This window comes from Flavobacterium niveum, assembly GCF_055231775.1.
Genome location: NZ_JBUYSX010000001.1, coordinates 763720 through 788678, shown reverse-complemented (window position 1 = coordinate 788678; position 24959 = coordinate 763720). Strand labels below are relative to the sequence as shown.

Below are 24959 nucleotides of genomic sequence, written 5' to 3'. Positions count from 1 at the left end.
CAATATAACGGCTATATTTTTTTTTACGTATGCAAATAAATAAAAAACCTGCTTATTTGCATAAGCAGGTTTCATTTATTTTAACAGAAATGTCTTAATTAAGCTACTTCTTCTGCTGACTCGTTATGCCTTTTTTCGATAGCATCCTTGTCTGCCTTAGATACTGTATCTACAAGTACCGGTGTTGCAATGAACAGCGATGAGTATGTACCTACAATAATACCTACAAGCATTGCAAATACGAAACCACGGATGGTATCGCCACCGAAGATAAACATGATACTGAGTACAAGGATCATGGTTAGCGAAGTGTTTACCGTACGTGACATGGTAGTGTTGATAGACGCGTTTACAATATGCTTAAACGAACCTTTTTCACTACCTGCAAGGTACTCACGTATCCTGTCGAATACAATTACGGTATCGTTCATAGAGTAACCGATAACTGTAAGGATAGCAGCGATAAAGTGCTGGTCCATTTCCATGTGGAACGGCATTATTTTGTATAGCGCCGAGTAAAGGCCCAGTACAAAGATAACGTCGTGCGCCACAGCAGCGATAGCACCAAGGCTGTACTGCCACTTACGGAAACTCACCATAAGGTAGATAAACACAATAGCCATTGACCCAAGAACTGCCCAGTAAGAGTTAGTCTTAATGTCGTCTGCTACGGTAGCACCCACTTTAGTTGCCTGAAGCACACCAAGTGATTTACCTCCGCTTGTGTTTACAAACTGGTCGTAAGTAATATTGTTAGAGTAATATTTCTTAAGCGACTCGTATAGTTTGTTGTTTACGTCTTTATCAGCAGCTTCAGTGTTTTCGTCTACTTTATATTTAGTAGTAATACGAAGCTGTGTATCGTTACCGAATACTTTAACGTCTACGTTATCGTCAAATACATTTTCTGCACTCAGTTCTTCTTTGATTTGCTCTGTAGGAACTGATTTCTCAAATTTCACCTGGAATGTACGTCCACCTGCAAAGTCAATACCCTGGTCAAGGCCGTTGAAGTAGAATGACACGCAGCTAAGGATAACTACCGCAGATGAGAAGATGTACGTAATTTTCTTGGCACCAAGGAAATCAAAGTGGAAGTTAGTAAACCAGTTTTTAGAAAGGCCGGTTACAAACGTTAGCTCTTTACCTTTTTTCACATAGTGGTCAAGGAACATCCTTGTAATGAATATCGATGTGAACAGCGATGTGAAGATACCTATTAATAGTGTAGTAGCGAAACCACGTACCGGGCCTGTACCGAAAATGAACAGTACCAAACCTGTAATAACGTGCGTAACGTTAGCATCAATGATTGACGACATGGCACCCCTCCAGCTGAACGAAGTTTTTACAGCTTCTTCAAGCGATTTACCATGACGGATTTCTTCTTTGGCACGCTCATAGATAATGATGTTAGCATCCACCGCAGTACCTATGGTAAGTACGATACCTGCAATACCAGGAAGTGTAAGTACAGCACCAAAGCTGGCAAGACAGCCAAACAGGAACAGTACGTTTACAACAAGTGCAGCGTTAGCGAACCAACCGGCACGGCCGTAGTATACAAGCATCCAAAGTGATACGATAAGAAGACCCGCGATAGACGAGTTGATACCGTTATCTATAGCTTCCTGGCCCAGTGACGGACCTACGATCTCAGATTGTACAATCTCGGCAGCAGCCGGTAGCTGACCTGCACGTAGAATGTTTGCTAAGTCTTTTGTTTCAGTTACATCAAAAGCACCCGAAATTTGTGAGTTACCACCCGAAATAGGGCCTGTTGTAACACCCGGTGCAGAATATACCACATCGTCCAGCGCAATAGCTATATACCCCTGCTCCCTGTATGCCTTACCGGTCATTTCTTCCCACTTCTGTGCACCACGAACGTTCATGGTCATAGATACAGCAGGCTTACCGCTTTGGTCAAAGGTATCGCTGGCGCCGGTAATTACGTTACCACCCAGCGGTGCTATGTTTTCTTTGTTGCCTTTAAGGGCATAAAGCTCAAGGATACCTTTTGCTTTTTTCACATCTTCCTTACCGAATACAAAACGTGCAAAACGTGCATCGGCAGGCAGCAGGCTGCGGATATCTGGCCTGTTAAGGTATTCCCTTACTTTAGCAGTATCTTTTACAGACACCATACCCAGTACAGGGCCACCTTGTGAAAACTGTATTTTTTCAATTAGTGGGTTTGTACCTTTTGCAGGAGCAGCAGTGTCTTTGCTGCCAAGAAGTTTAGACAGTGAGTCGTTCTTGGTTTCAGCAGTTTCTGTAGCTGCTACTTTCTCGGTCTTTTTAAGCGCTTCGTTTGCACTTACAAAAAAGCCCTGTAGGTCCTGCATGGTAAAGGTTTCCCAAAACTCAAGCTGTGCAGTACTTTGAAGTAGTTTTTTTACACGGTCTATATCTTTAGCGCCCGGTAACTCTACCATGATACGGCCGGTTTCACCAAGCCTTTGTATGTTTGGCTGTACCACACCGAATTTATCGATACGCTCGGCAAGTACGCCGAAGGCACTGTCTATTGACTTACTTACTTTTTTAGCTACAACTTTCTGAACTTCGTCATCAGTCATAGCTGTGTTTATCTCCTCACCCATTACCTTGTTGGCAAATATTTCAGGCGAGGCCAGTTTTACGGTTCCGTTAGACTCTTTCTGGAACGCTATGAAAAAAGCATCAAGATAGCTCTGGTTACCTTGCCTTTCTTTAACAGCCCTGTCCAGCGCTTTGTTGAAAACGATGTTCTGAGAGTGGTTTGAAAGGGTTTTAAGGATGTCCTTTACAGAGATTTCAAGCATTACGTTGATACCACCTTCAAGGTCCAGACCTTTGTTGATTTGTTTATCCCTTACTTCGTCGTATGTGTAACCAAGATACACTACTGAATCCTTAATTGAATTCAGGTAGGCCACTTCCTTACCTGCATCACCTTTGGCAACAGCCTTGGCTTCTGCCTGGATGTTGTTTGATACAAACGTGAAGGAAAGCTGGTAAATACATACTAACCCCAAAAGGATTGCGAAAAATTGTACGAGTCCCTTATTCTGCATTATTACTTAAATTAATTATTCCATTTTTTAAAAAACGAGCAAATATATAATTTCAAAAATATTAAACCAATTTATTTGCAAATTATATCATAAAAAAAAGGGCTGTTGTTGCAGCCCTTCTATTCTGTGCCCTATGTTACCTGCTGCATGTATATCAGCCATGCAAAAGCTGTTATTTTTTAATTGATAAGGTAGTGCAGCGACACATTTGCATTTACAAACTTGCCAAATGCCGCAATAGCCTGAAGGTCAAAATGCCCGAAATTATATTTCGCGGCTACCTCTCCTATATAATTGGTACGTGTTTTATAAATCTGGTGCAGCCTTTGGTTAAGCACTTTCTGTAACGGTATGATTTCTTCTATGCTGCCCGTAGGACCGCTAACGTTGTATTTTACGTCGCTTACATTGGTAATAAAGCTGGCCATGAACTCCAGTTTGCCAAATTCCTGCGAACCACTCAGCTGGAACTGCCACGTATCTACACTACCGTTAATAGTATTGATGCCCAGTGTACCAAAATCAGTCTTTACATCAAGGAAACCAAATGACACGTCTTCCCTGCCATAGCCGGCAAGCACCCCAAGGTTTATCTTTTGCCTGTTAAGCGATTCAAAATACTGGCTGAAATTATACTTCAACCCTACCCCATACACCTGGTATTCGCTTTTTTTCAGCTTTACCCGTGTAGAGTATTTCACCACAAGCTCAGTACCAAAGGGCAACCCTACAGAACCCTGCAAATATGGGTAGGCCACTACATTCATATCCATACCCTGCGGGGTTTCAAGGCGTACCTCGCTGTCGCCAAGCTGCCCGGTAAGGTATACCTGGTTGTCGTTACCCAACGCCGTAGGCACCTCTGCCGATGTACCTTCTTCAAGCTGGAAGAAGGTAAAATCGCTGTTCTTTATTACAAAGCTGCGATCCTTGTGCGGGGTAACAAATACATTAGCATGCAGCCCGAAGGACACATCCCATAATTCTGTTTTTTTTGGGGAAGAAATCCAGCCCGATGAAGCCTGGTATACGGCAGCATCAGTAGCCGGGGTTACGTACTTATCAGAAAACAGCATGGCATCATCTATAAGATAATTTATCTGCTCTACGATTTGTGCGGGGTCGGTTTGTGAAAATGCCGCAGGACCTGAACAAAGCATCAGGCCTGCGGCAAGTAATTTATATATTTTTAAATCAGGCTTACGCATCAATCTTTGCATAAGCGGCATTTTTCTCAATAAATTCACGCCTTGGCGGCACCTCATCTCCCATTAACATAGAGAAAATCCTGTCGGCCTCAGCCAGGCTGTCAATGCTTACCTGGCGTAGGGTACGATATTCCGGATTCATTGTTGTTTCCCAAAGCTGCTCGGCATTCATCTCACCAAGACCTTTGTATCGTTGTATGGCAGCACCACCGCCCATGCGCTCATTGGCATCGTCGCGTTGTGCTTCCGTCCATGCATACTCCTTTTTATTACCTTTCTTAACAAGGTAAAGCGGCGGTGTAGCTATATATACGTGTCCGTTTTCTATAAGCTCTTTCATAAAGCGGAAGAAGAACGTAAGTATCAGCGTACTGATGTGGCTACCGTCTACGTCGGCGTCACACATAATTACTACTTTATGGTAACGAAGTTTATCAAGATTCAGCGCTTTGCTGTCTTCGGCAGTACCTATAGTTACACCAAGTGCAGTAAATATGTTGCGTATCTCCTCGTTTTCAAAAACCTTATGGTGCATGGCTTTTTCCACGTTAAGGATTTTACCCCTTAGCGGCATAATCGCCTGGAATGCCCTGTCGCGGCCCTGTTTTGCTGTACCGCCCGCCGAGTCACCCTCTACAAGGAATACCTCACATTTTGCAGGATCCTGTTCAGAACAGTCGCTCAGCTTACCCGGAAGTCCGCCACCACCCATTACGGTTTTACGCTGTACCATTTCGCGGGCTTTTTTAGCCGCATGGCGCGCTTGTGCCGCAAGGATAACCTTTTGTACTATGGTACGTGCATCGTTAGGATTTTCTTCAAGGTAGTTTTCCAGCATTTCGCTTACTGCCTGACTCACAGGAGCTACAACCTCGCGGTTACCCAGCTTGGTTTTGGTCTGCCCCTCAAACTGAGGTTCGGCCACCTTAACAGAAATAATCGCCGTTAAGCCTTCACGGAAGTCATCACCCGAAATCTCGAATTTCAGTTTCTCAAGCAGGCCTGAGTTATCGGCATATTTTTTAAGGGTATTGGTAAGCCCCCTACGGAAACCCGAAAGGTGCGTACCTCCTTCATGCGTGTTAATGTTATTTACGTAAGAGAATATATTCTCGCTGTAGCTGGTGTTGTATATAAGCGCCACTTCTACCGGAATTTCGCCTTTATCACTCTCCATGCTTATTACATGGGCAATGATAGGCTCGCGGTTACCGTCCAGGAACTTAACAAACTCCTTAAGGCCTTCCTGAGAATGGAAAGTTTCAGAAAGGAAAGAACCGTCTTCTTTTACCTCGCGCTTATCAGTAAGTGTTATGCTGATACCTTTATTAAGGTATGAAAGCTCGCGCATACGTGCTGCAAGCGTATCATAAGAATACTCTAAGGTTTGGGTAAAGATAGTGCCGTCCGGCTTAAAGGTTTGTGTAGTACCCCTTTTATCGGTTTCGCCTATCTGCCTTACCGGATAAATGGATTTACCTTTTTCATACTCCTGCTCGTACACTTTACCATCGCGGAAAACTGTAGAATGCATGTGGTCAGACAGTGCATTTACTACCGATACACCCACACCGTGAAGACCACCCGATACTTTATACGAGTCTTTATCGAATTTACCACCGGCACCAATTTTGGTCATTACAACCTCAAGTGCAGATACGCCTTCTTTTTTATGCATATCTACCGGTATGCCACGGCCGTTATCTTCTACAGTAACGGAATTGTCTTCATTTATTGTAACGGAAATAGTATCACAATAACCGGCAAGCGCCTCATCTATAGAGTTATCTACAACCTCATACACAAGGTGGTGAAGACCGCGCGGACCAACATCTCCAATATACATTGACGGACGCATCCTTACGTGTTCCATCCCTTCAAGGGCCTGGATACTGTCTGCCGAATAATTGTTTTTCTTTGCTTCTTCGCTCATAAAAAGTATGTCCTTAACTATATTTTCAGTTTAACGAACAAATATAAGGAAACGCAAGAGATAATGCTACAAATCGCTTCTAATTAGCTTTTAAGTTATTAACAATTTATTAAAAAATACGGTTTTACTACATAAAATTCAATGTTTGCCCAATTACAAAAAAAGGGCGCCCCAGCTTCACAGCGGGGCGCCTCCACAAACAAACAAACTAAATTCCAAAAACCTGAAATTAAACTACTATCTTCTGTTGCGCTATGGCAGTATCGGCTTGTACGTGTGCGGCATTGGCACGGCCACTCGGGTCGGTGTTCGCCTGCCACTTCGGTATCCATTTCCTCACAGTTTGCGCAGCGCTCACCTGCGGGAAATGCTTGTGGAACACACTCCTGTAAAAATACGCCTCCTTGGTAGCCGGGGTGTTGTACGGGAAACGCTCAGCGGCAGTTTCCATTTCCTCATCCGTTACCTGGCTTGAGCAGTATTCTATAAGTGTGTCTATCCAGTTATACCCTACCCCATCGCTAAACTGTTCCTTCTGCCTCCACAGTACACTATCGGGCAAATAAGGCTGTTCAGGGGTATCAAATGCTTTTCTTAAAATATATTTTTCAACGCCATCGTACGTCTTTGGCTGTTTTTCTTCCGGTTTAATCTTTATGGCAAGCTCCAGGAACTTCTTGTCCAGGAACGGGACCCTTGCTTCAAGCCCGTGTGCCATAGTGCTTTTATCCGCACGCAGCAGGTCGGCTGTAAACAGCTTCTGTACCCTGTCCATGGTTTCGCGCTGGAAATCTTCTGCCGAAGGCGCATTGCGGAAATACAGGTAACCGCCAAATATCTCGTCAGCGCCCTCGCCGCTCAGCACTACCTTAATGCCCCTTTCGGTAATGGCCTTACTAAGGAAGTACATAGGCGTACTGGCACGCACCGACGTAACATCATACGTTTCCAGGTGCCAGATAAGCTTATCCAGTATCTCTATACCCTGCTCTATGGTAAAGTGCACCTCATGGTGTTCTGTACCCAGGAACTCGGCCACGGCACGTGCTGCAACAGCATCGGGTGCAGCGGCATCAAGCCCTATAGAGAACGAATGCAGCGGTTTGCCCATCTTCTTCATGGCCCTCGCCGCGATAGACGACGTAAGCGAAGAATCAAGCCCTCCCGAAAGCAGCACCCCAATAGGCACATCACTCATCAGCCTTTTCTCTACCGCTTGTGTAAGCGTTTCGCGGATGGCGGCGTATTCTACCGGCTCCACCGCTTTGGTTATATCCTCCCACTGCGGCTTGTAGTATTTTACAAAGCCAGTCTTCGGCGTATAATAATGTCCCGGAGGGAAGGTTGAAAACGTTTGGCACTGGTCGGCAATCGACTTCATTTCGCTGGAGAAATACATCCTTCCACGATCGTCTATACCGTAGTACAGCGGCTTTACACCCAGCGGGTCGCGGCCTGCAATGAAATCGTCACCGTCAATCACCACAAACCCAAAGATACCATCAAGCAGGTGGCAAAAATCATATCCAAACTCTTCATACAGGTGAACGATAACCTCAGAATCGGATGTAGTGCGGAACGTATGCCCTTTCAGCTCATTGGCACGCAGCGCCTTGTGGTTGTATATCTCGCCGTTGTGCACCATCCATGCATCTTTTGTACCCTGTATCGGCTGCTTGCCGGTATTAAGGTCGATGATAGAAAGGCGCTCATGGCTCAGGATATAGCCTTTCTCCGTTACATGCAAATCACTTTCATCCGGCCCGCGGTGCGACATCCTTTTAGATAACTGCTTTACCAGCGCTTCGTCTTTTCCTTTTCCTATAATTGCTAATATTCCGCACATACTCCTCGTCTGTTAAAGTTCCATGTTAAAAACCAATATTTGGTTTATTTCAACAAGACAAAGTTGCACTTTAGGTTTAAATTTTAAAACACTAAAACATTATCTTGTTTACATTTTAAACTTTACAGCCCAATATTACATTAATCTATAAGCAAAGTAGGCTTTTACGGCACCACCAAATTACAATCCATAAAAAAACCACCCCGAAGGATGGCTTTGTTTATTGTATATATTCTATGGTGTATCTGGTACCGTTTACCTCAAATGTATCGCCATCCCCTTTGCCCAGCATGGCAGTACCCAGCGGTGACTGTGGCGAGAGCGCTATTACCGTAACACCCTCTACCGTAATTTTTGGCAAAGCCGTGCTTACAAACAGGTGGTGCGTATTGGCCTTTACCAGGCTGCCCAGCACTACCCTATCGTTTACAACATCCGGGTTTATTTTATCGAGTACGGCTTTCTGCTCTAAGAACTCCGCTATTTTATGGTTGAGTTTTTCCTGCTCAATGTGCATCATGCTCAGGGCAGTTTCGTGTTTATCCCCTGCCGATCCTTTGGCATCATTAGCGGCGCCTTCGGTTAAGGATGCAACCATATCGCGGAAAGCATCGAGCTTGTCCTCTACCTGCTGTTTGTAGTATGAGAGTATCTTGTGTTTTAATTCCATTGAAAGATTTAATGATTGAAAAATTGAAAGATTTTGGGCGGATGTAAAAGTAAAAAAGATTCTTCATTATAAGCCTAAGCTACAAATGAAGAATCTTAATCTATTATTGAAACTGAATTTTTCAATCATTAAATCTAAAAAATCTTTAAATCATTCAATATTTCAATCTTACAAATTAAACTTATACGTTGCCCCCAGCATAAACTGGAATCCCTGTACCGGATAGTTCATCCACCTCTGGTAGTTTTGGTTCGCTATGTTGTTCAGCTTTACAAAACCGGTAAGGCGGTCGCTGTACTTATAGCTTACATGGGCATTGGCATCAAAATAGCTTTTTAGGGTAATTACTTCCTGTATCGGGTCAGACGTTTCCGACATACCGGTTACCAGTAAGTCTTTCCTGTCGCCAACAAAGAACAGGTTGGTACCCGCATTCCATTTTTCATTGATGTCAATATCAAGGGTAGCGCCTACTTTTATCGATGGCAGGTTCCATGCTTCCGCAAGGTCAGTGCTATAGCCATAGTAGGTTCCGTTAATACCCGCCGTAACCGTATTAGAAAAATCAGCCTTCAGTTCACCAAAGAAGCTGAATGTTTTCAGGTTGCTGTATACAAGCCCAAACGAATTGCCATACTGGTAGCCAAAATAATCGGCAGCCGGGGCAAGCCCAAGTTGGTTATTCGAGAGGAAAAACGCCTTGTCATCTTCACTAAGATACGATGCCCTTATGTTATAGCTAACCGGGCTGGCAAGCTTACCTTTTAAGCCCAGGTACAGGTCGTACTGCTGGTTTGTAGGCGTGATTGGCGTTAACGTAGGCGATACAAACGGGTTTTGGCCCACAAAATCGGCATACGAGTTTTGTTTCAGCCCGCCTTCAGCGCCGGCGTACACCACCATCAGGTCGCCCACCAGTTTGTGCGATGCTTTTATCTTTGGATAAATAAAGAACTTGTTATCGCTGGCACCGTTCTGTTTGCCCATGCTGTAAAACACCCCGGCACCAAACTGCACCGAAGTATCAGCACGCTGGTATAGTATACTCGGCTGTATACCCAGGTTGAATACAGAATAGCTCAAATCGGTTACACCACTGTAATCCTGTGTAAAATCACCACCCACATAGTCGGCCACGATACCCACCTTTACTTTCTCCTTACCGATATTCACATCAAAATCAGGTGTGATGAAAAAGCGGTTCTCTGCAGAATCAAAGCCATCCCAAAAGCGCTTGTACTGTATCTGCGCTTCATGAAAAAAACTGTTACGCGCCGAAAACTGTGCGCCTGCATATACCGTATTATAGGTCTGCTTCGGGTCTATCGAATTAATAAGGCTTTCGTCAAATGATGTATAGTCCAGCCCGTACCAGTTGTACACTTGCCTTTGGTAACCGATGTCGGTTTTCCATGTATATTCCTTCTGGCGGTTGCCATAGGTAAGGTCAAGTCCATTAGTACTGAAGTTATCATCAAGCTTCACATCGTTAATCCCTCCCTGCGACGACAGGTGCCTTAGCAACGCCCCTATGTACTGGGTATCGTCCAGGTTATGGGTTACAAACGCTTCGCCGTTTATGGTACCATAGTTACCGGCAGCAAGGGTAATGTAGTTGCTGAAGTATTTTTTACGCTCCTCACGGTCTACCGTAGCGGCACGGCCTTTGGCCGGTGAAAACGTAGAAGCCACCGGGTATGAAAAGATGTTGTACTTTATTTCCTCTTTTTTGGTATTCTCATCGTCTTCTATAACGGGAGTCTCTTTCACTTTAAAGGCATCAGATATGGTGGGCGTATACGGCTTTACCACGTTTACCACCTCCGTACCTATGTTTTCATCCTTCTTCTGTGCCAAAGCCGACTGTATACCGGCGAAGGCAGTAAGCATTGCTATTTTATATAGTGTCTTCATGGCGAATAGTAGAAATTAGTTTTTGATGGATGAGTTCCTTTGCGCTTCTTTTCCTTTAATGTTGTCCAGCTCGGCCTGGGCTTCCTGCACCACATCAGGGAACGAGGTGAAATTCTTCACCACGCTTTCTAATATATAGGTAGCCTGGTAGCTGTCCTTAAGCCCGTAGAAGTTCTTAGCCATAACTATAAGCCCTTTGGCACCGAAATACTTGTAACCCGAATAGTCCTTGCTTAACTTCTGCACCGCTTTGTTACTGTCTTCGTATTTGCCGTCCTTGTTTTTAAAGTAAGCATCATAGTACAATGCTTCGGCAGCAAGCTCACCTTTGGCTATGGTAAGTAGCTTGGCGTACGCTGTACGTGCCTTGGCTTCATCATTGGTTTTTATAGCCGAACGCGCTACTATAATCTGCGCATCGCTTTTTACGCGGTCTTCTGTTTTGGTATTTGCCAATACCTTATCGGCATAAATCACTGCATTGCCATAGTCTTTACTGTCATAATAGCACTTCATCAGGTTGCTTTGCGCAAAGGTGATGTTCTGCGGATAGTCGGCTTCGGTTTCCAGCCTTTTCAGTACCGGGATGGCCTTTTCACAGTTGCCTGCTTTAAGGTGTACCTGCGACAGCCTAGCCAGTGCCTGCTCTGTAAATTCGTTACGCGGGGCAGCTATCACATACTCGTAGTGCGGCACCGAGTTGCTCTCCAGCCCTTCGGCAAAATACGACTGCGCCAGGTAGAAGTTAGCCTTAAGTGCCGAAGCACCATTAGGGAACTTGCTCACATAGCTGCTAAGCGATGCTATAGCCTGCTTGGTATTGTTTTGCAGGTATTGCTTTTCGGCAGCTTCAAAGGCTGTGTTGTCCAGGTCGCTGTCGGTTACATCCACAAAGTCAAGTGTTTTTACCCAGGCAGCATACTCATCGGTACGGCCGTTGTCTACATAAATGTTACGTGCCGTTTGTACCGCCTCTACTGATTCCGGCGTATTCGGGAACTTGGCTACCACTTCCTTAAACTTATCCAGGGCTTTTTCATCCTGTTCTGAGTTGTAGTAGATAAGCGCCTCACGCATCAGTGCCTTGCTTACATAGCTGCTGTTTTTGTATTCAGCGATCAGGCGGTCGTAAGACTGTATGGCTTTTGTGTTCTGCTTTTCGGTAACGTAAGTGTTACCCAGCTCATACAAAGCATCATCTGCATATTTTGATTTCGGGAAACGCGCTATAAAACTGGTAAGATCTTCTATTTTCTTCTCATTGCGCGCTACAAAACCGTAGCTCAGCGCCTTTTGGAACAAAGCATAATCGGCATCAATGCCGTTCATTTCTATGGCTTTGTTGTAGGCTTCCATAGCCGGCCAGTACTTACCGCTTACAAACTGGCTGTCGCCAAGGCGCAGGTAAGCGTCGTTCAACCTTAGTTTATCGTCTTTCGCACCGGCCACATAATCGCCAAAGTATTTGGCTGCCTGGTCGTATTCCTTCAGCTTAAAGTAGGTATAAGCAATGTTGTAGTTGATGTTCTTATATTCCGGTGTAGCCTTGGCTTCACTACTGCCTGCAAACTGCTTAAAGCTTATCAGTGCATCGTTATATTGGTCCAGCACATACTGGGTTTCGCCCTGCCAAAAAGTAGCACGTGCCGTAATGCGCGGATCGCGTGGTTCAGCAATCGACTTTTTAAAGAGTGCCAAAGCCTGCTGGTAACCGCCATCGGTATACAGTTCCATACCACGGTAGAAGGTCACCTTCTGGTAGGCCGCCCTGTTCTCAGGCGACTTGTTCTTTTCCAAAAGCGAAAGCGCCTCAGTATAGTTTTTAGACGTTATATACGAATCTATTTGCAGCTCCTGTATTTCCTTTTTGAATGGTGAGGCAGGATATTTTTCAATGAAACCACCCAATACCTCCGGTACGCTCTGGTACGGGTTACCGATGTCGTAGCTCAGCTTGGCGTAGTTCAGTGCAGCATCTTCCTGGATTTTCGGTTCGAAGGTCATTTCGCTGGCGTTCTTAAACGCGTTCAGCGCTTCCTGCTTCTTCCCTACTTTCAGGTAGCTTTCGCCCAAATGGTAATACGCATTTTGGGCAATGGCATCGTTACCGCTTACAATCTTGTTGAATTCGGTAATCGCCTTTTCATAATCGCCCTGCTTGTAGTATGCATAACCAAGCTGGTAGAAATCGGTATTGCTCCACTTGCCTTTTTCACCTTTGTAGTCTTTAAGGTACGGTATGGCTTTATCATATTGGCCAAGGTTAAAATAACTCTCGCCTATAATCTTCGAAAGCTGGCTTTTTTCGTTAGCATCGCTCTTTGGCAATTGCGGTACGCCTACTTCAATGGCTTTTTTAAAGTTGCCTTCCTTAAAGGCCATATCCGCCTGGAAGTAGCTCATCTTTTCGCTGTACTTCTCCTTGTCGTCCACCTGCTCAAAATAAGCATTGGCTTTTTTGTAATCGTCGCCTTCATAGGCCAAAAAGCCCAGGTAGTATTTGGCCTGCGAGCCATATTTTTTAGAGTCCTTTACCTTTTGCAGGTATTTCTCGGCCTCTTTTTTATCACCGTTGGTAAAATAGCTGTACCCTTTCTGGAAGTTGTAACGCTCCCTGTCGGTTGCAGACATGTTACTTTCGTCTACCTTATCATAATATTCCATGGCAAGCTTGTAACTGCCGTGGTTAAAATGGTAGTCGGCCATATCTATAAACGCCTGGTTTTGGCGCGGGCTTACCGGGTAGCCTTCCACAAAATCCTGCATCAGTACATCAGCATTTTTCTGGTTCAGCTTTATGGCGCACTCGGCTATGTAAAAAGCACAATCGGCCTGAATGTCAGTGTCGTCGTTATCGTGCTTTGTCTTTTCAAAAAGGATTTGTGCCGCCTGGAACTGCTGGTCGTCGTAAAGGCTGACGGCCTTATCGAAGTCCTTTAGCTGGTGGGTGTAAATGGTAGACTGCTGTGCCGAAAGGCTTAACCCCGAAAGGGGTACAGAAAGCAGCAATAGCCTGTGGAGTCTGCGCATGGTTTAGTGTTTTATGTAGGTTCCAAATATACCAATTCTTACATAAACTAACGGGCAGGTTTTGGGTTTTAGTATGCGGGCTGTCAATGCAAATAAACTTATCTGCACAGCTAAAGCAACGCATTTACAATACTTAGCCTGCTGTGCACGTTAAGGTTTAAAGGGAAACTTTAACCCAAAATTAACCATATTACAAAGCCTGCCGAAAGCAAAATAAATTTTGAATACGGCAGTTTATTATTACTTTTACACATCAAAACACAAAAAACACCATGTCGCAGCCTATATTATCGCTAAAAAACGTAACCATATACCAGGAAAACAACGCGGTGCTTACCGATATTGACCTGGATGTAAACCGTGGTGAGTTTATATACATCATCGGGAAAACCGGTACAGGCAAGAGTTCGCTTATGAAAACCCTGTACGGCGACCTGAAGCTGCAAAAGGGCGAAGGCGAATTTGTGGATTACGAACTGGGCAAGCTGAAAGAGCGCGACATACCGTACCTGAGGAGGAAAATAGGTATTATTTTCCAGGACTTTAAGCTGCTGCCCGACCGTAACGTACACGAAAACATGCTGTTTGTACTGAAGGCCACCGGCTGGAAAGAAAAAGCCGAAATGGAGGTTAAAATAGCCGAAGTGCTGGACAAGGTAGGCATGAAACAGGCCCTGGGCAAAATGCCACACCAACTTTCAGGTGGTGAGCAGCAGCGTATCGCTGTAGCCCGTGCCTTGCTGAATGACCCTGAGGTTATACTTGCCGACGAGCCTACCGGTAACCTGGATCCACAAACCAGTGTAGAGGTGATGCAACTGCTGCGCCAGATAAACCAGCTGGGCAAAACCATTATTATGGCTACGCACGACTATGCCCTGATTATGAAGTTCCCGGCTAAGACCCTGAAGTGCGACGAAGGTACCCTGTTTGAAGTAGTACAGCGTACCGTATAAATCCTGCTAATGCTGCAAAGGCTCCATAAAACAATAACCAAACATCCGGTATACGCCATAGTAGCCGTATGCCTTTTGGTACGGTTAATCATTGCCTTTATATACCGCGACGTTACCCTGTTCCCCGATTCGGGAGATTACATAGCCTTGGCCGACACCCTTTCGCACGGCAGCCTTAACGGTTATACCGGAGAGCGCACCCCAGGCTACCCATTACTCATTACCCTAATGAGCAATAGCCAACCGCTTGTTGTTGTGTTTCAACTGCTCTTAGGCTTATTCACGGCCATTTATACCTACAAGATATTACAGCTTATCGGCTTTACAGAAGTCACAGCCACCTATACAGCCATAGTGCTGAACTGCCTGCTGCACCTGGTATTTAACGAATTTTGCATCCTTACCGAAAGCCTTACACTGCTGATGCTTACCCTAGCGTTTTACCACTTTTTAAAACTGTTCTTAAACGGTAGTGCAAATGTTTGGGAGATAGCGCTTATCACATTCTTTACGGCTTATCTTACGTTTATAAAACCGTTTTATGCCTTTATACCGTTTGTATTTTATGGTATGTATGTACTTAGGAATTTCTCTTTCAGGAGGGTTATAAATCCAATAGTATTACCTGCACTGGTATCACTGGCGGTATTTTTCGGGTGGAGTTATGTGAATAAAGTTAACACCGGCTACTTTGTATCTACAACTTATTACGGCCTGAACCTCGCCCAAAACTGTGTGTACTTCGCAGAAAATGTGCCTGATGAGTATAAAGAAATCGGGCTGATTTACGCAAAGCACCGTGACATTGCCATAAAAGAAAACAAGGATGTAGCCATGAGCATCTGGTATGCATACGACGAACTGCAACAACATACAGGATTAAAACCTGCCGCGTTAAACAACCTTTTAGGTCAATACGCCAAAGCCGCCATCAGCCAAAACAAAGCCGCTTACGCCAAACAGGTTTTCACCTCGTGGATACACTTCTGGGGTACTGATATGTTTTGGAACTATAGCGATTTTTACTGTTCATGGGGAAGAAAACCATTACTTGCATTATGGTACTGTACCAAATGGCTGGTAATTGCGCTTAAAGCTGTGTTTGTGCTGCTTGCACCGTACTACATTTTTCAATATTTGAAAACCCGAAAAGCTGATACACAACTGCTTATTTACGCCTTAGTATTTGCAGCTTCAGTACTGCAGGCCATTATAACTTTTGGAACTAACTCGCGTTACTCATTCCCGTTTGAGTCGCTTATATTTATATCGCTGCTCATTACTATCGGCAGATTCACAGGCAATAAACTTTTAAACCAGGCCCAGCCATGATTTCTGTACTGATACCCGCATATAATTACGATGTTTCGGAACTGATACGTCAGGTATATACACAGTTACAAGAGGCTAATGCAACCTTTGAAATTATTGTATGTGATGATGCTTCAACGACAGGCGTACTTCAGGATTCTTTTTTGGTTTCATTCCCTAAGCTGCGTTACCTGAGAAACGAAACCAACCTGGGCCGTACACTAACCCGCGAAAAGCTGGGCGAAGCCGCTCTGTACAACAACCTCCTGTTTCTTGATGCCGATGTTGTACCCGTAAATAATGATTTCATTGCTGCTTACCTGCCTTATGCAGATAAAGACATGGCCGTTTTTGGGGGGTATGCATACAAGAAAGATATTGATGTACAAGGCAAAGAGCTACGTGTAAAATTTGGCCGCAAGCGGGAAGAAATTCCGGCAGCTGTACGGAACCAAAATCCCTACAGTGTAGTATTTTCGGGTAATTTTTTGATTTCGAAAAAGCTTTTCTACGAAAACAATTATCCGGGAGACGACAACTTTTACGGTATGGACCTGTACTTTGGTTACAGCCTGTATAAAAACCACGTGAAGGTTTTACACATAGACAATCCTATATATCATCTGGGGCTTGAAAGTAACGAGTTGTTTTTCAGGAAAAGCATGGAAGCTGTGGAAAATCGTAAAACGCTTTTACAGGATTACCCCGAAATCGCAGAAACCAATGTTATGTTAGGGCATTATATACGATTGAAAAAGTGGAAGCTAAAAGGGATTACAGCATTTGGTTTCAGGGTGTTTGCACCGATGATGAAAAGAATGATTTTTGCCAAAAATCCTAATCTCTTAGTATTCGACCTGTACAGGTTGGGGCATTTATGTTTACTGGATTAACGATTTAAATAGCGCATGCCATAGCGCCATTATCGTTTCTATATCGTATCGGGAGGCAGTTTTTCTTGCAGCAGTTCCGAATTCTGTTCTTAATTCATGGTTTTGCATCAGTTGCCCAAGTCTACTTACAAAGGCATCCTCATCACCATCAGGAATTAAAAAGCCATTTTCACCATCCCTGATTATGGTCCGCGGACCAGAGGGGCAATCATATGCCACACACGGCACACCACATGCCATAGCCTCTATAAGCACCATACCAAAGGGTTCGCTGTACGATGTCATAATGCTTAATCCCGCATTCAGGTATTCCTGCTGGATATCCTTTACAGGCTCTTTAAAAACAATATTTTTAAGTTCTAAAGAAGTTGCCATTTCCTTAAGGTTATGCCCAGGGTTATCTGTACCGAAAATTTCAAGTATCCAATCAGGGTGAATTTGGGCTACACGCTTCCATAAAGTAAACATCCGGTCATACCCCTTCTGTGGCGCATGCCTTCCCATAACCACAATCCGTTTATGTGAAAGGTTGTTATTCTGGTTAGTGTCAAACCATAAAGGATTCGGCAATACCATGCCATTTGTTACCCCCCATTCTGCCACACCGTTTTCGGTAGGCGCTACAAACTTCGTGTACCTTCCTAAGCGTTTCTTAAACAGGGCCAAAATTGGTTTTTGAAATAACCTCGTTATCACACTTTTCTCAACCTCATCCTCAATAAGCGCTTTAGAAGCATGCATTTCATAGACTACCGACATCCCCGCAGGGATTGTACTTTTAATGAAAAAACTTTTAAGCCCGTTATCGCATACTACAACCGTATCGGGCTGCACCTCGCTTACATTTTTTGCTATTGCTTTGCGATACGCAAAAAAATACGACAGCGGATTGCCTGATTGCGGTGTGGTATGTTTTATAGTAATACTTCCCGATACCGGGAACAGTATCGGTTGGTTATCAGGATTAGTAACCAGTATAGTAACATCATAGCCCTTCTTTTCGGCAAGGTAACCGGCCTTGAGCAGCAAAATTCTTTGCAGCCCGCCTGCCCCGCCGAGTCTTGGTATTATGTACAGCAGTTTCATCGTTTTGTAGCGATAAATTCGTCGTAATCCCTTATATAATCGCCTTCATCATACACATCTTCGGCAATAACAAGGCACACCGCACCCGATGAAAAGTTTTGCAGCTCGCGCCACAGCCCTTCTACCGCATACAATCCTACCGAAGGTTTATTAAGTGTAAACGTTTTACGTTCGGCACCATCATCCAGCACCACGTCAAAACTGCCACTCAGTGCAATAAGGATTTGTTTTTGGCCAATGTGTGCATGCCCGCCACGCTCGGCCCCGCTGGGTACGTCAAACAGGTAATACACCCGCTTAAAGCTGTAAGGCACAATACCCTCCTGTATAAAAGCGAGGTTGCCGCGGTAATCGTGTATTACCGGGAAATCTATATATTGTATATCGTTCAGTGTAGTTTTACTCATATCGTAGCAAAGCCTTCCTGCCGTTGTAAGCTGCTTTTAGTGCAGCAGTTATCTGGCGCAGGCTTAATTTTTTATTCTTTATCTCAAAAGCTATTTTTATAAATATCCAAACCAGCCATCTTATCCCGAACAACTCGGTAAAAAGTGCCCCCTGTACATAATACTTTTCGGCAACACTTACCCTCTTGTGCGTATCTTCTGCCGGGTGGTGTACAATAAGTTGCGGTTCGGCTAATATATTCAGCCCCATTTTGTGCAATGCATTTACAAATATAGCCTCTTCACCCATAGTAAACGCACTGCCCAACCCGAAACGCTTGTCGAATACTACTCCGGCCTGTTGTACCAAAGGCAGGTTAACCACCATTTCTATTGACATAACCGAAAGGCGCTGTAACTGCGTCATGCGGTGGTGTTTTGCCTGCGGGTAATTTTTATAAAGCTGTCCGTTTGCGTCAGCCGCCCTGAATACCATCAACGCAGCATCGGGGCGTTCATTATAGGCATCCGCAATTTTTTTGGCAAAACCCTGCTCAAAAACCACATCGTCATCGGCTATAACACAAAGTTTCCCCGTAGCATACTGTAGTGCCATGTTACGGCTGTTTGATAATCCCTTTTCGACAGAATTAACAACCCGTACATTTGGACAATCAGATACCAGTTGTCTGTCTGGCTCCGTTTGGTTCACAACCAGGATATTGTAGCCTGTGAAGTTGCCTTCAGGAAACATCTTCCCCAAAAAACCGAGGCTATCCCTGTGCATGGTAGCCACCAAAATTTCGACATCCTGTAGTGTAAACACGTGGGCCAAATTATTTCTATCTTTACAGCAAATATAAAAAAATACAGGCACTGCCGGATGAAAATACTTTTAACAGGCGAATACAGCGGGTTGCACAACACCCTGGCAGAAGGCTTGGCCAAACTGGGCCACGAAGCTGTGATAGCCAGTAGCGGCGATGGCTTTAAGGGGTATGGCACTAATTATTCGTTCAGGGCAGTGTGGTTTAGCAAACCTGTATTGCGTAAAGTTAATAATGGTTTCATAAAGCTTTTCGGCACTGACCTCAGTCGGCTCGAACGTGGCTGGCGCTTTTACAGGCTGTTGCCAAAACTGAAAGGGTTTGACCATATACAGCTTATAAACAGCGATGCTCTGGAAACCACACCGTGGCTTGCAAAACTATTACTGAAAAAGCTGTTAAAACAAAATAATTGCAATATGAGCCTGCTGGTATGCGGCGACGAAACCCCGGTTGTAGAATATGCCCTATCGGGTAAGCTAAAATACTCTATACTTACCCCCTACCTGAATGACAACAGCCTGAAAAAAAGGTTCAGCTATACACTTAAATACCTTGAAAAAGGCCATAAGGGACTATTCAACTGGATTGTATCAAAATCGCAAAGTATAATTACATCCGACCTTGATTATGAGATACCCATGCAGGCCATGGGTTATACTACTCGCTTCATCCCAAACCCTATAAATACTGATAAAATTAGTCCTCTTCCATTAAATATAAACGACAAGGTTATCATTTTTTTAGGGATAAACCGGCTGAGTTACATAAAGAAAGGAATTACTTTTTTTGAACAGGCATTGGAACAAATCCGTGAAAAATACGCTGATAAAGTGGAAATAATAATCACCGAAAACGTGCCTTATAGCGAATATATAAACCTATACAATCGCGCGCATATTTTGCTGGACCAGGTATATGCCTACGACCAGGGCTACAATGCGTTGGAAGCCATGGCCAAGGGTAAGGTGGCTTTTACAGGAGCCGAGACTGAATTTTACGCCCATTATAACTTAACCGAGCTCGTAAACGTTAACGCACTACCTGATGTTGATGCTTTGGTTACAAGCCTTAGCCACCTTATAGAAAACCCCGCCGAAATCACTGCCATAGGTAAAAGGGCAAAGGAATTTATAGAACGGGAGCATAATTATGTGAAAGTAGCGGAGAAATATCTTAGTGTGTGGGCGGAGAAGCCAGAAACGTAGTAAGTGTGCTGTCTACAATCACTGAACACTTTTTAGCACCCGTTTCATTCATGTGGTCTACATCATAAAAATCTGTGTCAGAGAAGCGTTTATCATCAAACAGGTACAGGTATTTTACATTATTAAAACGCTCCATTCCATGGCAAATTTCCTGAATCTTTTTCAACCGGGCAGCATCGGCATATGCCCTGTAATGGTCTGATACCGGCATGGTAACCAGCAATACTTTGATACCTTTTTGTTTTGCCGACGTTATGAGTTGTTCCAGTAATACTATATTTTCTTTTAGTACTATATCTTTTGTGGTGTGCTTTTCTACAATTACTTCGCCCATGTGTGCTGTGTTATACTCGGCGCTTATACCATAATGCATAGCCGCGCCATTATCTGCACATTCAGCTAAGGTGCCTTTGGCGCAATACATTTTCATGTTTTCCAGTGTAAGGTTAAAGCGTACAGCGAGGGCAAAACTATATGTCTGGGGATTAAACGGGCTGACACCGGGTACATCAAGCTTATAAAAATGTTTATAGGAATAACGCCTCCATTGTAATTCGGGGTCATCATCCGGCAACGCGCCTAATGAGGAATATTCCACTAAAACAACAATTGCCTTTGCATTTTTATTGTTAACAATATATTTATCAAACACAAGCTTATCAATAATCAAAGGCTGACTGATATTACTGGCATTATATACATTATTTTTCATGTATTCAGGGTGCAGTCCATAAAAAGCATGGGAGTTGCCCAGTATATATACATTGGCATGTTTATGCTTCTCTAATCCTTTATATTTCTCAGAATAGTTATTTGGCACAAAACGGTACATCGCTTCTATTGCCCCCAATAACAGTATGAGTGGCAATAAAAAAACAGCTGATTTCCTTAAAAACTTGTTCATGCTAAAACTGGAAATAAATAAACTGCGTCTCGTATTCCATAAACGTTAAAATAACTACTATAAGCATATAGTATACCCCTACCCGTGCATATGCCGGCATAACCTTATGCAATGAGGCCAAAGGATATTCATCCCTGCGCCCCAGCCAGTCGACAACTATAAAAGCAGCTATAATAACCAACAGTTTCTTTGGCAAAAATTCGGGCATTGAAAACAACGATCCAGAAAAAATCCCCTTTATAATTGTTATCGCCTGTGTGAAGCTCACCGCCCTGAAAAATATCCTTGCTAGACACACCTGCGCAAATGTAAAGGCTATTTTATGCAGATCTTTTAATTGTGGAACATTGCCTAACGAAACCCTACTTTTACCCGACAGCATCAGAGGCAAAAAGAGACATGCATGTATAAAACCATAAATAATAAATGTAATATTAGCACCGTGCCAAAAACCTGTCAGTAAGAAAATAATAAAAACATTTCGCACCTGTAGCAGCTTGCTTACCCGCGACCCTCCAAGAGGAATATATACATAATCTCTAAACCACGACGACAATGAAATGTGCCACCTACGCCAAAAATCAGCTATGTCTACTGCAAAATGTGGATAGTTAAAATTACGCAGCAAACGTATGCCCAGTAACTTTGAGACACCCGAAGCCATATCGGTATACCCAGAAAAATCGGCATAAATCTGTATAGAAAAAAAGAATACACCCAGTGCCAGGCTGCTGCCATTATACTGATGCCCATCAACAAAAACTTTATCGGCATAGTGGGCACAGTTATTTGCTACCACTACTTTTTTAAACAATCCCCATAAAAACTGCCTTAACCCGTCGGTAGCCAGTTCATAGCTGAAAGTACGGGGCTTTAGCAGCTGTGGCAGCAAATGCGTAGCACGCTCTATAGGCCCTGCCACCAGCAATGGAAAATAGGATACAAACAAAGCATAATCGCCAAAATTACGCTCCGGCTCTATGCGGCCTTTGTAAATATCTATTACATAAGAAAGACCGTGGAAGGTATAAAACGAAATACCCACAGGCAGCACTATAGACAACGTTGCAGGAGAAATCCTGTACCCGAAAAAAGTAAAAGCCTCAGCAAATGAAGTCGTAAAGAAGTTATAGTATTTAAAGAAGAATAGAAATCCTAAATTACACACTATGCTTATGGTAAGCCAAAGTTTTTTACGGTTAGTCCCGGCTTTAAATATCAGGTGACCGCTAACATAATCAAGTGCCGTAGAGAACAGCAATAAGAACAGGAAACGCCAGTCCCAGCAGGCATAAAAGCAATAACTGGCTGCAAGCAAAAAAATGTTTTGCTGTTCCCGCTTTTTAAAAACGAACCAATAACCGATAAATACCAGTGCCATGAAAAAAGCAAAATCTACCGAGTTAAACAGCATCAGAATAGTTTTTTACGGAAATACACTACCATGTACACCAAATAGATAAAATACATAAGGCAATGTGCCATAACAGCACCTTCGGCAGCAAAATGATTTACGAGATAGATACCTGAAAGATAAAAAATACTAAAGGACATTATCTCGGTAATAAAGTACTGCTTTATAAGCCTGCGGGCCAAAAGTTCCTGAGCCAAAATCTGTGATGACACTTTAAAAAGGTCGCCCAGCAACTGCCATACAAACAGGCTTTCCATGGGCAAAAAAGCCTCGGAAAGGGTAATACGTATTACAAGGTTCCGCAACAGGTACATAAGCAGCAGCCCAACTGCAAAAACCGGTACAACTATTTTATAAAAACTGTGCCAAAGCTTTTTCACTTCGCCATCGGTTTTGGCTTTAGACAGCATAGGCAACAGGTAAATACTTTGCAAAGTAACGGCAAACATGAGATAAAAAGACGATATGCGGTTAATACCTTCCCAATACCCCGATTGCTCCATACCCGCCGTAGCCGAAATATGGTTTCGCAGGTTGATGTATACAGTTATACCCAGTATGGAGGTAAATATCCCCATAAAGCTGTAGGCCGAAAGTTTTTTAAGCATACCGTACCTGAAGTGGGAAAACCTGACCATACCAAAGCCGCCCAACTTCCTGTACAGCGGATAAACCGACAGAAAAAATACGATGACCGGGCTGAAGATGAGCCCCAAAAATGCACCTTCTACTTTAAAAAGCCATATGAGTATCGCCGACATGGTTACCCCAAGCGTATTGCCAAAAATATTAATGTAGATAACCCTGTTGTATTTGCCAAGGCCGTTTAAAATAGATGTAAGCACTATACTGCCGGTATATAACGGCAATGCTGCCGCCAGCACCCGGAACACCCAGGCGTATGCCGCAGTGCCGTTAAAAGCCCACTCACTCCAGTACACAGCCGGTATAAAAAGCACCAAGGCAAAAAAGCCTATGGCAAAAAGTACCGTAACAAAAACTGTAGACAGCACATACGAAAGTTCTTGCCGGTCTTCCTCATATTCGGCAGTGTATTTTACAATACCCGTTTGCATGCCCAGTGTAGAAAAAACATCGGTAAAGCCCAGCACATTGCGTAGGCCGCCCGTAAGCGACATACCTGCAGGACCCAGCGTAGCCAACATTTTACTTGCCAAAAAACCACCGGCTATGCGCGTAAGCACACTAACCGAATTTAGCGATGACAAGCGTACCAGCGGGTTACCCGATATTTTTTTGATTACCTTCAAACGTAAAATTATTTTATAACATTGTCCAGCAATATATGGCTTGCTGTAGCCACTTCATAAAAATCCTGTATTACCGTACGCGCACCGTAACTTTCTTTCCAAAAAACAAGTCCTCCGTTTAGTTTCCTGCCCTGTTGCTCATTAGAAGTACCAAAATCGAAGAACTTTTTGTCTTTAAAAACGTCAGTTATAAGATAATTGTATAAAAAATCCAGGCATCCCAGTGCATTACGCTCGTCATTGCCCGATATATACTGCGGCTTGGCTACTATGTCGGTTATAAATACTGTAGTACCTGCCACCAGCCTACCCTCATGATACACATTAAAATGCCTTATGTTTTCGGGAAACCTGCCCTTAAGCAGTAATATTTCTTCAATTGTATGTACAGGTGCCACGCCATGGCGTTGCTGTAGATTGGGTATGAGTATTTCTTTCCAAAAAAGCTCCAGGTTATGGTCTTCGGCTATTACCAGGCCGTTTTTGGCACTTTTCCGTATAGCATCCCTGCGTGATTTTACGACACGCGGTGCGTACCTGTTTTCAATTACACTAAGTATATCGCGCCGAACCAACTCGGCACCCGTTAAAAACAAGCAATATTCCAGCTCCTGCGAAGGCAGCTTCTGGTATATCAGCGGAATAGCCTTTATATATAATTTTTCAATGCCTTGCTCCTGGTAATAAGACAAGAGTTGCTTAACAAGGCTAACGGTTTCGGTGAGGTATATTTTATCACCAAGCACCAGCCCTCCGTGGGTAAGCCCAAGGTGCGAATAAACCGTAGTATCATTTACATGCGCCGGAAAAACTGCCACAAGTGTTTCACCTTCAAAAGCCAGTAACGAAAAATCAGTAAACCTGTTGGCATGGTAGTCCATAAAGCTACGGTAGAACAAAAATGTGCCGTTTTTAGATTTTTCTATAAACACGTCCCATTGCCGTGCATAACTTTGGTTGTAGCGTACTACCGTATACATTTATAAAAAATATGGTTTTGCCAAAGGTATTAAAATATTACATTATGCCCGTACGGTAGTTTT

18 protein-coding genes are annotated in these 24959 nt (G+C 43.7%); 4 read left to right on the top strand and 14 right to left on the bottom strand.

Translation table 11 applies throughout. The features are described from left to right. Nucleotides 1-98 precede the first annotated feature (98 nt). From secDF to ACZIX4_RS03210, 7 genes are all read right to left on the bottom strand, one after another. On the bottom strand, nt 99-3059 hold the full coding sequence (gene secDF, locus ACZIX4_RS03240; RefSeq protein WP_463334173.1) for a protein translocase subunit SecDF: 2961 nt from the start codon (nt 3057-3059) through the stop codon (nt 99-101). A 179-nt stretch (nt 3060-3238) separates the two neighbouring features. Next, nucleotides 3239-4279, bottom strand: a complete 1041-nt coding sequence (locus tag ACZIX4_RS03235; RefSeq protein ID WP_463334172.1) for a DUF6588 family protein — start codon at nt 4277-4279, stop codon at nt 3239-3241. Beyond that, nucleotides 4260-6200 carry a DNA topoisomerase (ATP-hydrolyzing) subunit B gene (gyrB, locus tag ACZIX4_RS03230; RefSeq protein ID WP_463334171.1) on the bottom strand — a complete coding sequence of 647 codons (1941 nt, stop codon included), beginning with the start codon at nt 6198-6200 and terminating at the stop codon, nt 4260-4262. Before gyrB ends, ACZIX4_RS03235 begins: the two co-directional genes overlap by 20 nt. Before the next feature lie 229 nt (nt 6201-6429). Then, on the bottom strand, nt 6430-8046 hold the full coding sequence (gene asnB / locus ACZIX4_RS03225) for an asparagine synthase B (RefSeq protein WP_463334170.1): 1617 nt from the start codon (nt 8044-8046) through the stop codon (nt 6430-6432). Nucleotides 8047-8266: 220 nt separating this feature from the next. Next, nucleotides 8267-8716, bottom strand: a complete 450-nt coding sequence (locus ACZIX4_RS03220; protein ID WP_463334169.1) for a hypothetical protein — start codon at nt 8714-8716, stop codon at nt 8267-8269. 168 nt (nt 8717-8884) lie between these two features. Then, nucleotides 8885-10630 (bottom strand): porin family protein, encoded by a 1746-nt coding sequence (locus tag ACZIX4_RS03215; protein ID WP_463334168.1) that lies wholly within the window; start codon nt 10628-10630, stop codon nt 8885-8887. Between the two features lie 15 nt (nt 10631-10645). Next, nucleotides 10646-13660, bottom strand: a complete 3015-nt coding sequence (locus ACZIX4_RS03210; RefSeq protein WP_463334167.1) for a tetratricopeptide repeat protein — start codon at nt 13658-13660, stop codon at nt 10646-10648. 272 nt (nt 13661-13932) lie between these two features. Here ACZIX4_RS03210 and ACZIX4_RS03205 point away from each other — a divergent pair, with 272 nt between their 5' ends. Genes ACZIX4_RS03205 through ACZIX4_RS03195 form a run of 3 tightly spaced genes read left to right on the top strand, consistent with a single transcriptional unit; the run spans nt 13933 to nt 16820 of the window. Next, nucleotides 13933-14616 carry a cell division ATP-binding protein FtsE gene (locus ACZIX4_RS03205; RefSeq protein ID WP_463334166.1) on the top strand — a complete coding sequence of 228 codons (684 nt, stop codon included), beginning with the start codon at nt 13933-13935 and terminating at the stop codon, nt 14614-14616. A gap of 9 nt (nt 14617-14625) precedes the next feature. Continuing rightward, entirely contained in the window at nt 14626-15948 is a 1323-nt protein-coding gene (locus ACZIX4_RS03200; RefSeq protein ID WP_463334165.1) for a hypothetical protein, read from the top strand. Continuing rightward, the gene (locus tag ACZIX4_RS03195) at nt 15945-16820 is read left to right on the top strand and encodes a glycosyltransferase family 2 protein (protein ID WP_463334164.1); all 876 of its coding nucleotides are present in this window, start codon (nt 15945-15947) and stop codon (nt 16818-16820) included. The genes ACZIX4_RS03200 and ACZIX4_RS03195 overlap by 4 nt, the downstream gene beginning before the upstream one ends. On the opposite strand, the gene ACZIX4_RS03190 is transcribed toward ACZIX4_RS03195, so the two are convergent. The 3 genes from ACZIX4_RS03190 to ACZIX4_RS03180 are packed head-to-tail and all read right to left on the bottom strand — an operon-like array spanning nt 16809 to nt 19118. Continuing rightward, nucleotides 16809-17906: a glycosyltransferase family 4 protein gene (locus ACZIX4_RS03190; RefSeq protein ID WP_463334163.1), complete on the bottom strand. Its 1098-nt coding sequence runs from the start codon at nt 17904-17906 to the stop codon at nt 16809-16811. The two genes, ACZIX4_RS03195 and ACZIX4_RS03190, sit on opposite strands and share 12 nt — an antisense overlap. Then, the gene (locus ACZIX4_RS03185; RefSeq protein ID WP_463334162.1) at nt 17903-18313 is read right to left on the bottom strand and encodes a sugar 3,4-ketoisomerase; all 411 of its coding nucleotides are present in this window, start codon (nt 18311-18313) and stop codon (nt 17903-17905) included. The genes ACZIX4_RS03190 and ACZIX4_RS03185 overlap by 4 nt, the downstream gene beginning before the upstream one ends. Then, a complete protein-coding gene (locus ACZIX4_RS03180) occupies nt 18306-19118 on the bottom strand; it encodes a glycosyltransferase family 2 protein (protein WP_463334161.1) in 813 nt (270 codons plus the stop codon). The genes ACZIX4_RS03185 and ACZIX4_RS03180 overlap by 8 nt, the downstream gene beginning before the upstream one ends. 57 nt (nt 19119-19175) lie before the next feature. On the opposite strand from ACZIX4_RS03180, the gene ACZIX4_RS03175 reads away from it, so the two are divergent. Continuing rightward, entirely contained in the window at nt 19176-20327 is a 1152-nt protein-coding gene (locus tag ACZIX4_RS03175; RefSeq protein ID WP_463334160.1) for a glycosyltransferase family protein, read from the top strand. Here the strand turns inward: ACZIX4_RS03175 and ACZIX4_RS03170 are convergent. From ACZIX4_RS03170 to ACZIX4_RS03155, 4 genes are read right to left on the bottom strand one after another with little or no spacing between them, the layout of a single operon-like run. Then, on the bottom strand, nt 20296-21231 hold the full coding sequence (locus ACZIX4_RS03170; protein WP_463334159.1) for an SGNH/GDSL hydrolase family protein: 936 nt from the start codon (nt 21229-21231) through the stop codon (nt 20296-20298). The genes ACZIX4_RS03175 and ACZIX4_RS03170 overlap by 32 nt on opposite strands. A gap of 1 nt (nt 21232) precedes the next feature. Beyond that, nucleotides 21233-22645 (bottom strand): MBOAT family O-acyltransferase, encoded by a 1413-nt coding sequence (locus tag ACZIX4_RS03165; protein WP_463334158.1) that lies wholly within the window; start codon nt 22643-22645, stop codon nt 21233-21235. Next, entirely contained in the window at nt 22645-23916 is a 1272-nt protein-coding gene (locus ACZIX4_RS03160) for an O-antigen translocase (protein ID WP_463334157.1), read from the bottom strand. Before ACZIX4_RS03160 ends, ACZIX4_RS03165 begins: the two co-directional genes overlap by 1 nt. Before the next feature lie 8 nt (nt 23917-23924). Then, the gene (locus ACZIX4_RS03155; RefSeq protein ID WP_463334156.1) at nt 23925-24896 is read right to left on the bottom strand and encodes a GNAT family N-acetyltransferase; all 972 of its coding nucleotides are present in this window, start codon (nt 24894-24896) and stop codon (nt 23925-23927) included. Between the last annotated feature and the right edge of the window lie 63 nt (nt 24897-24959).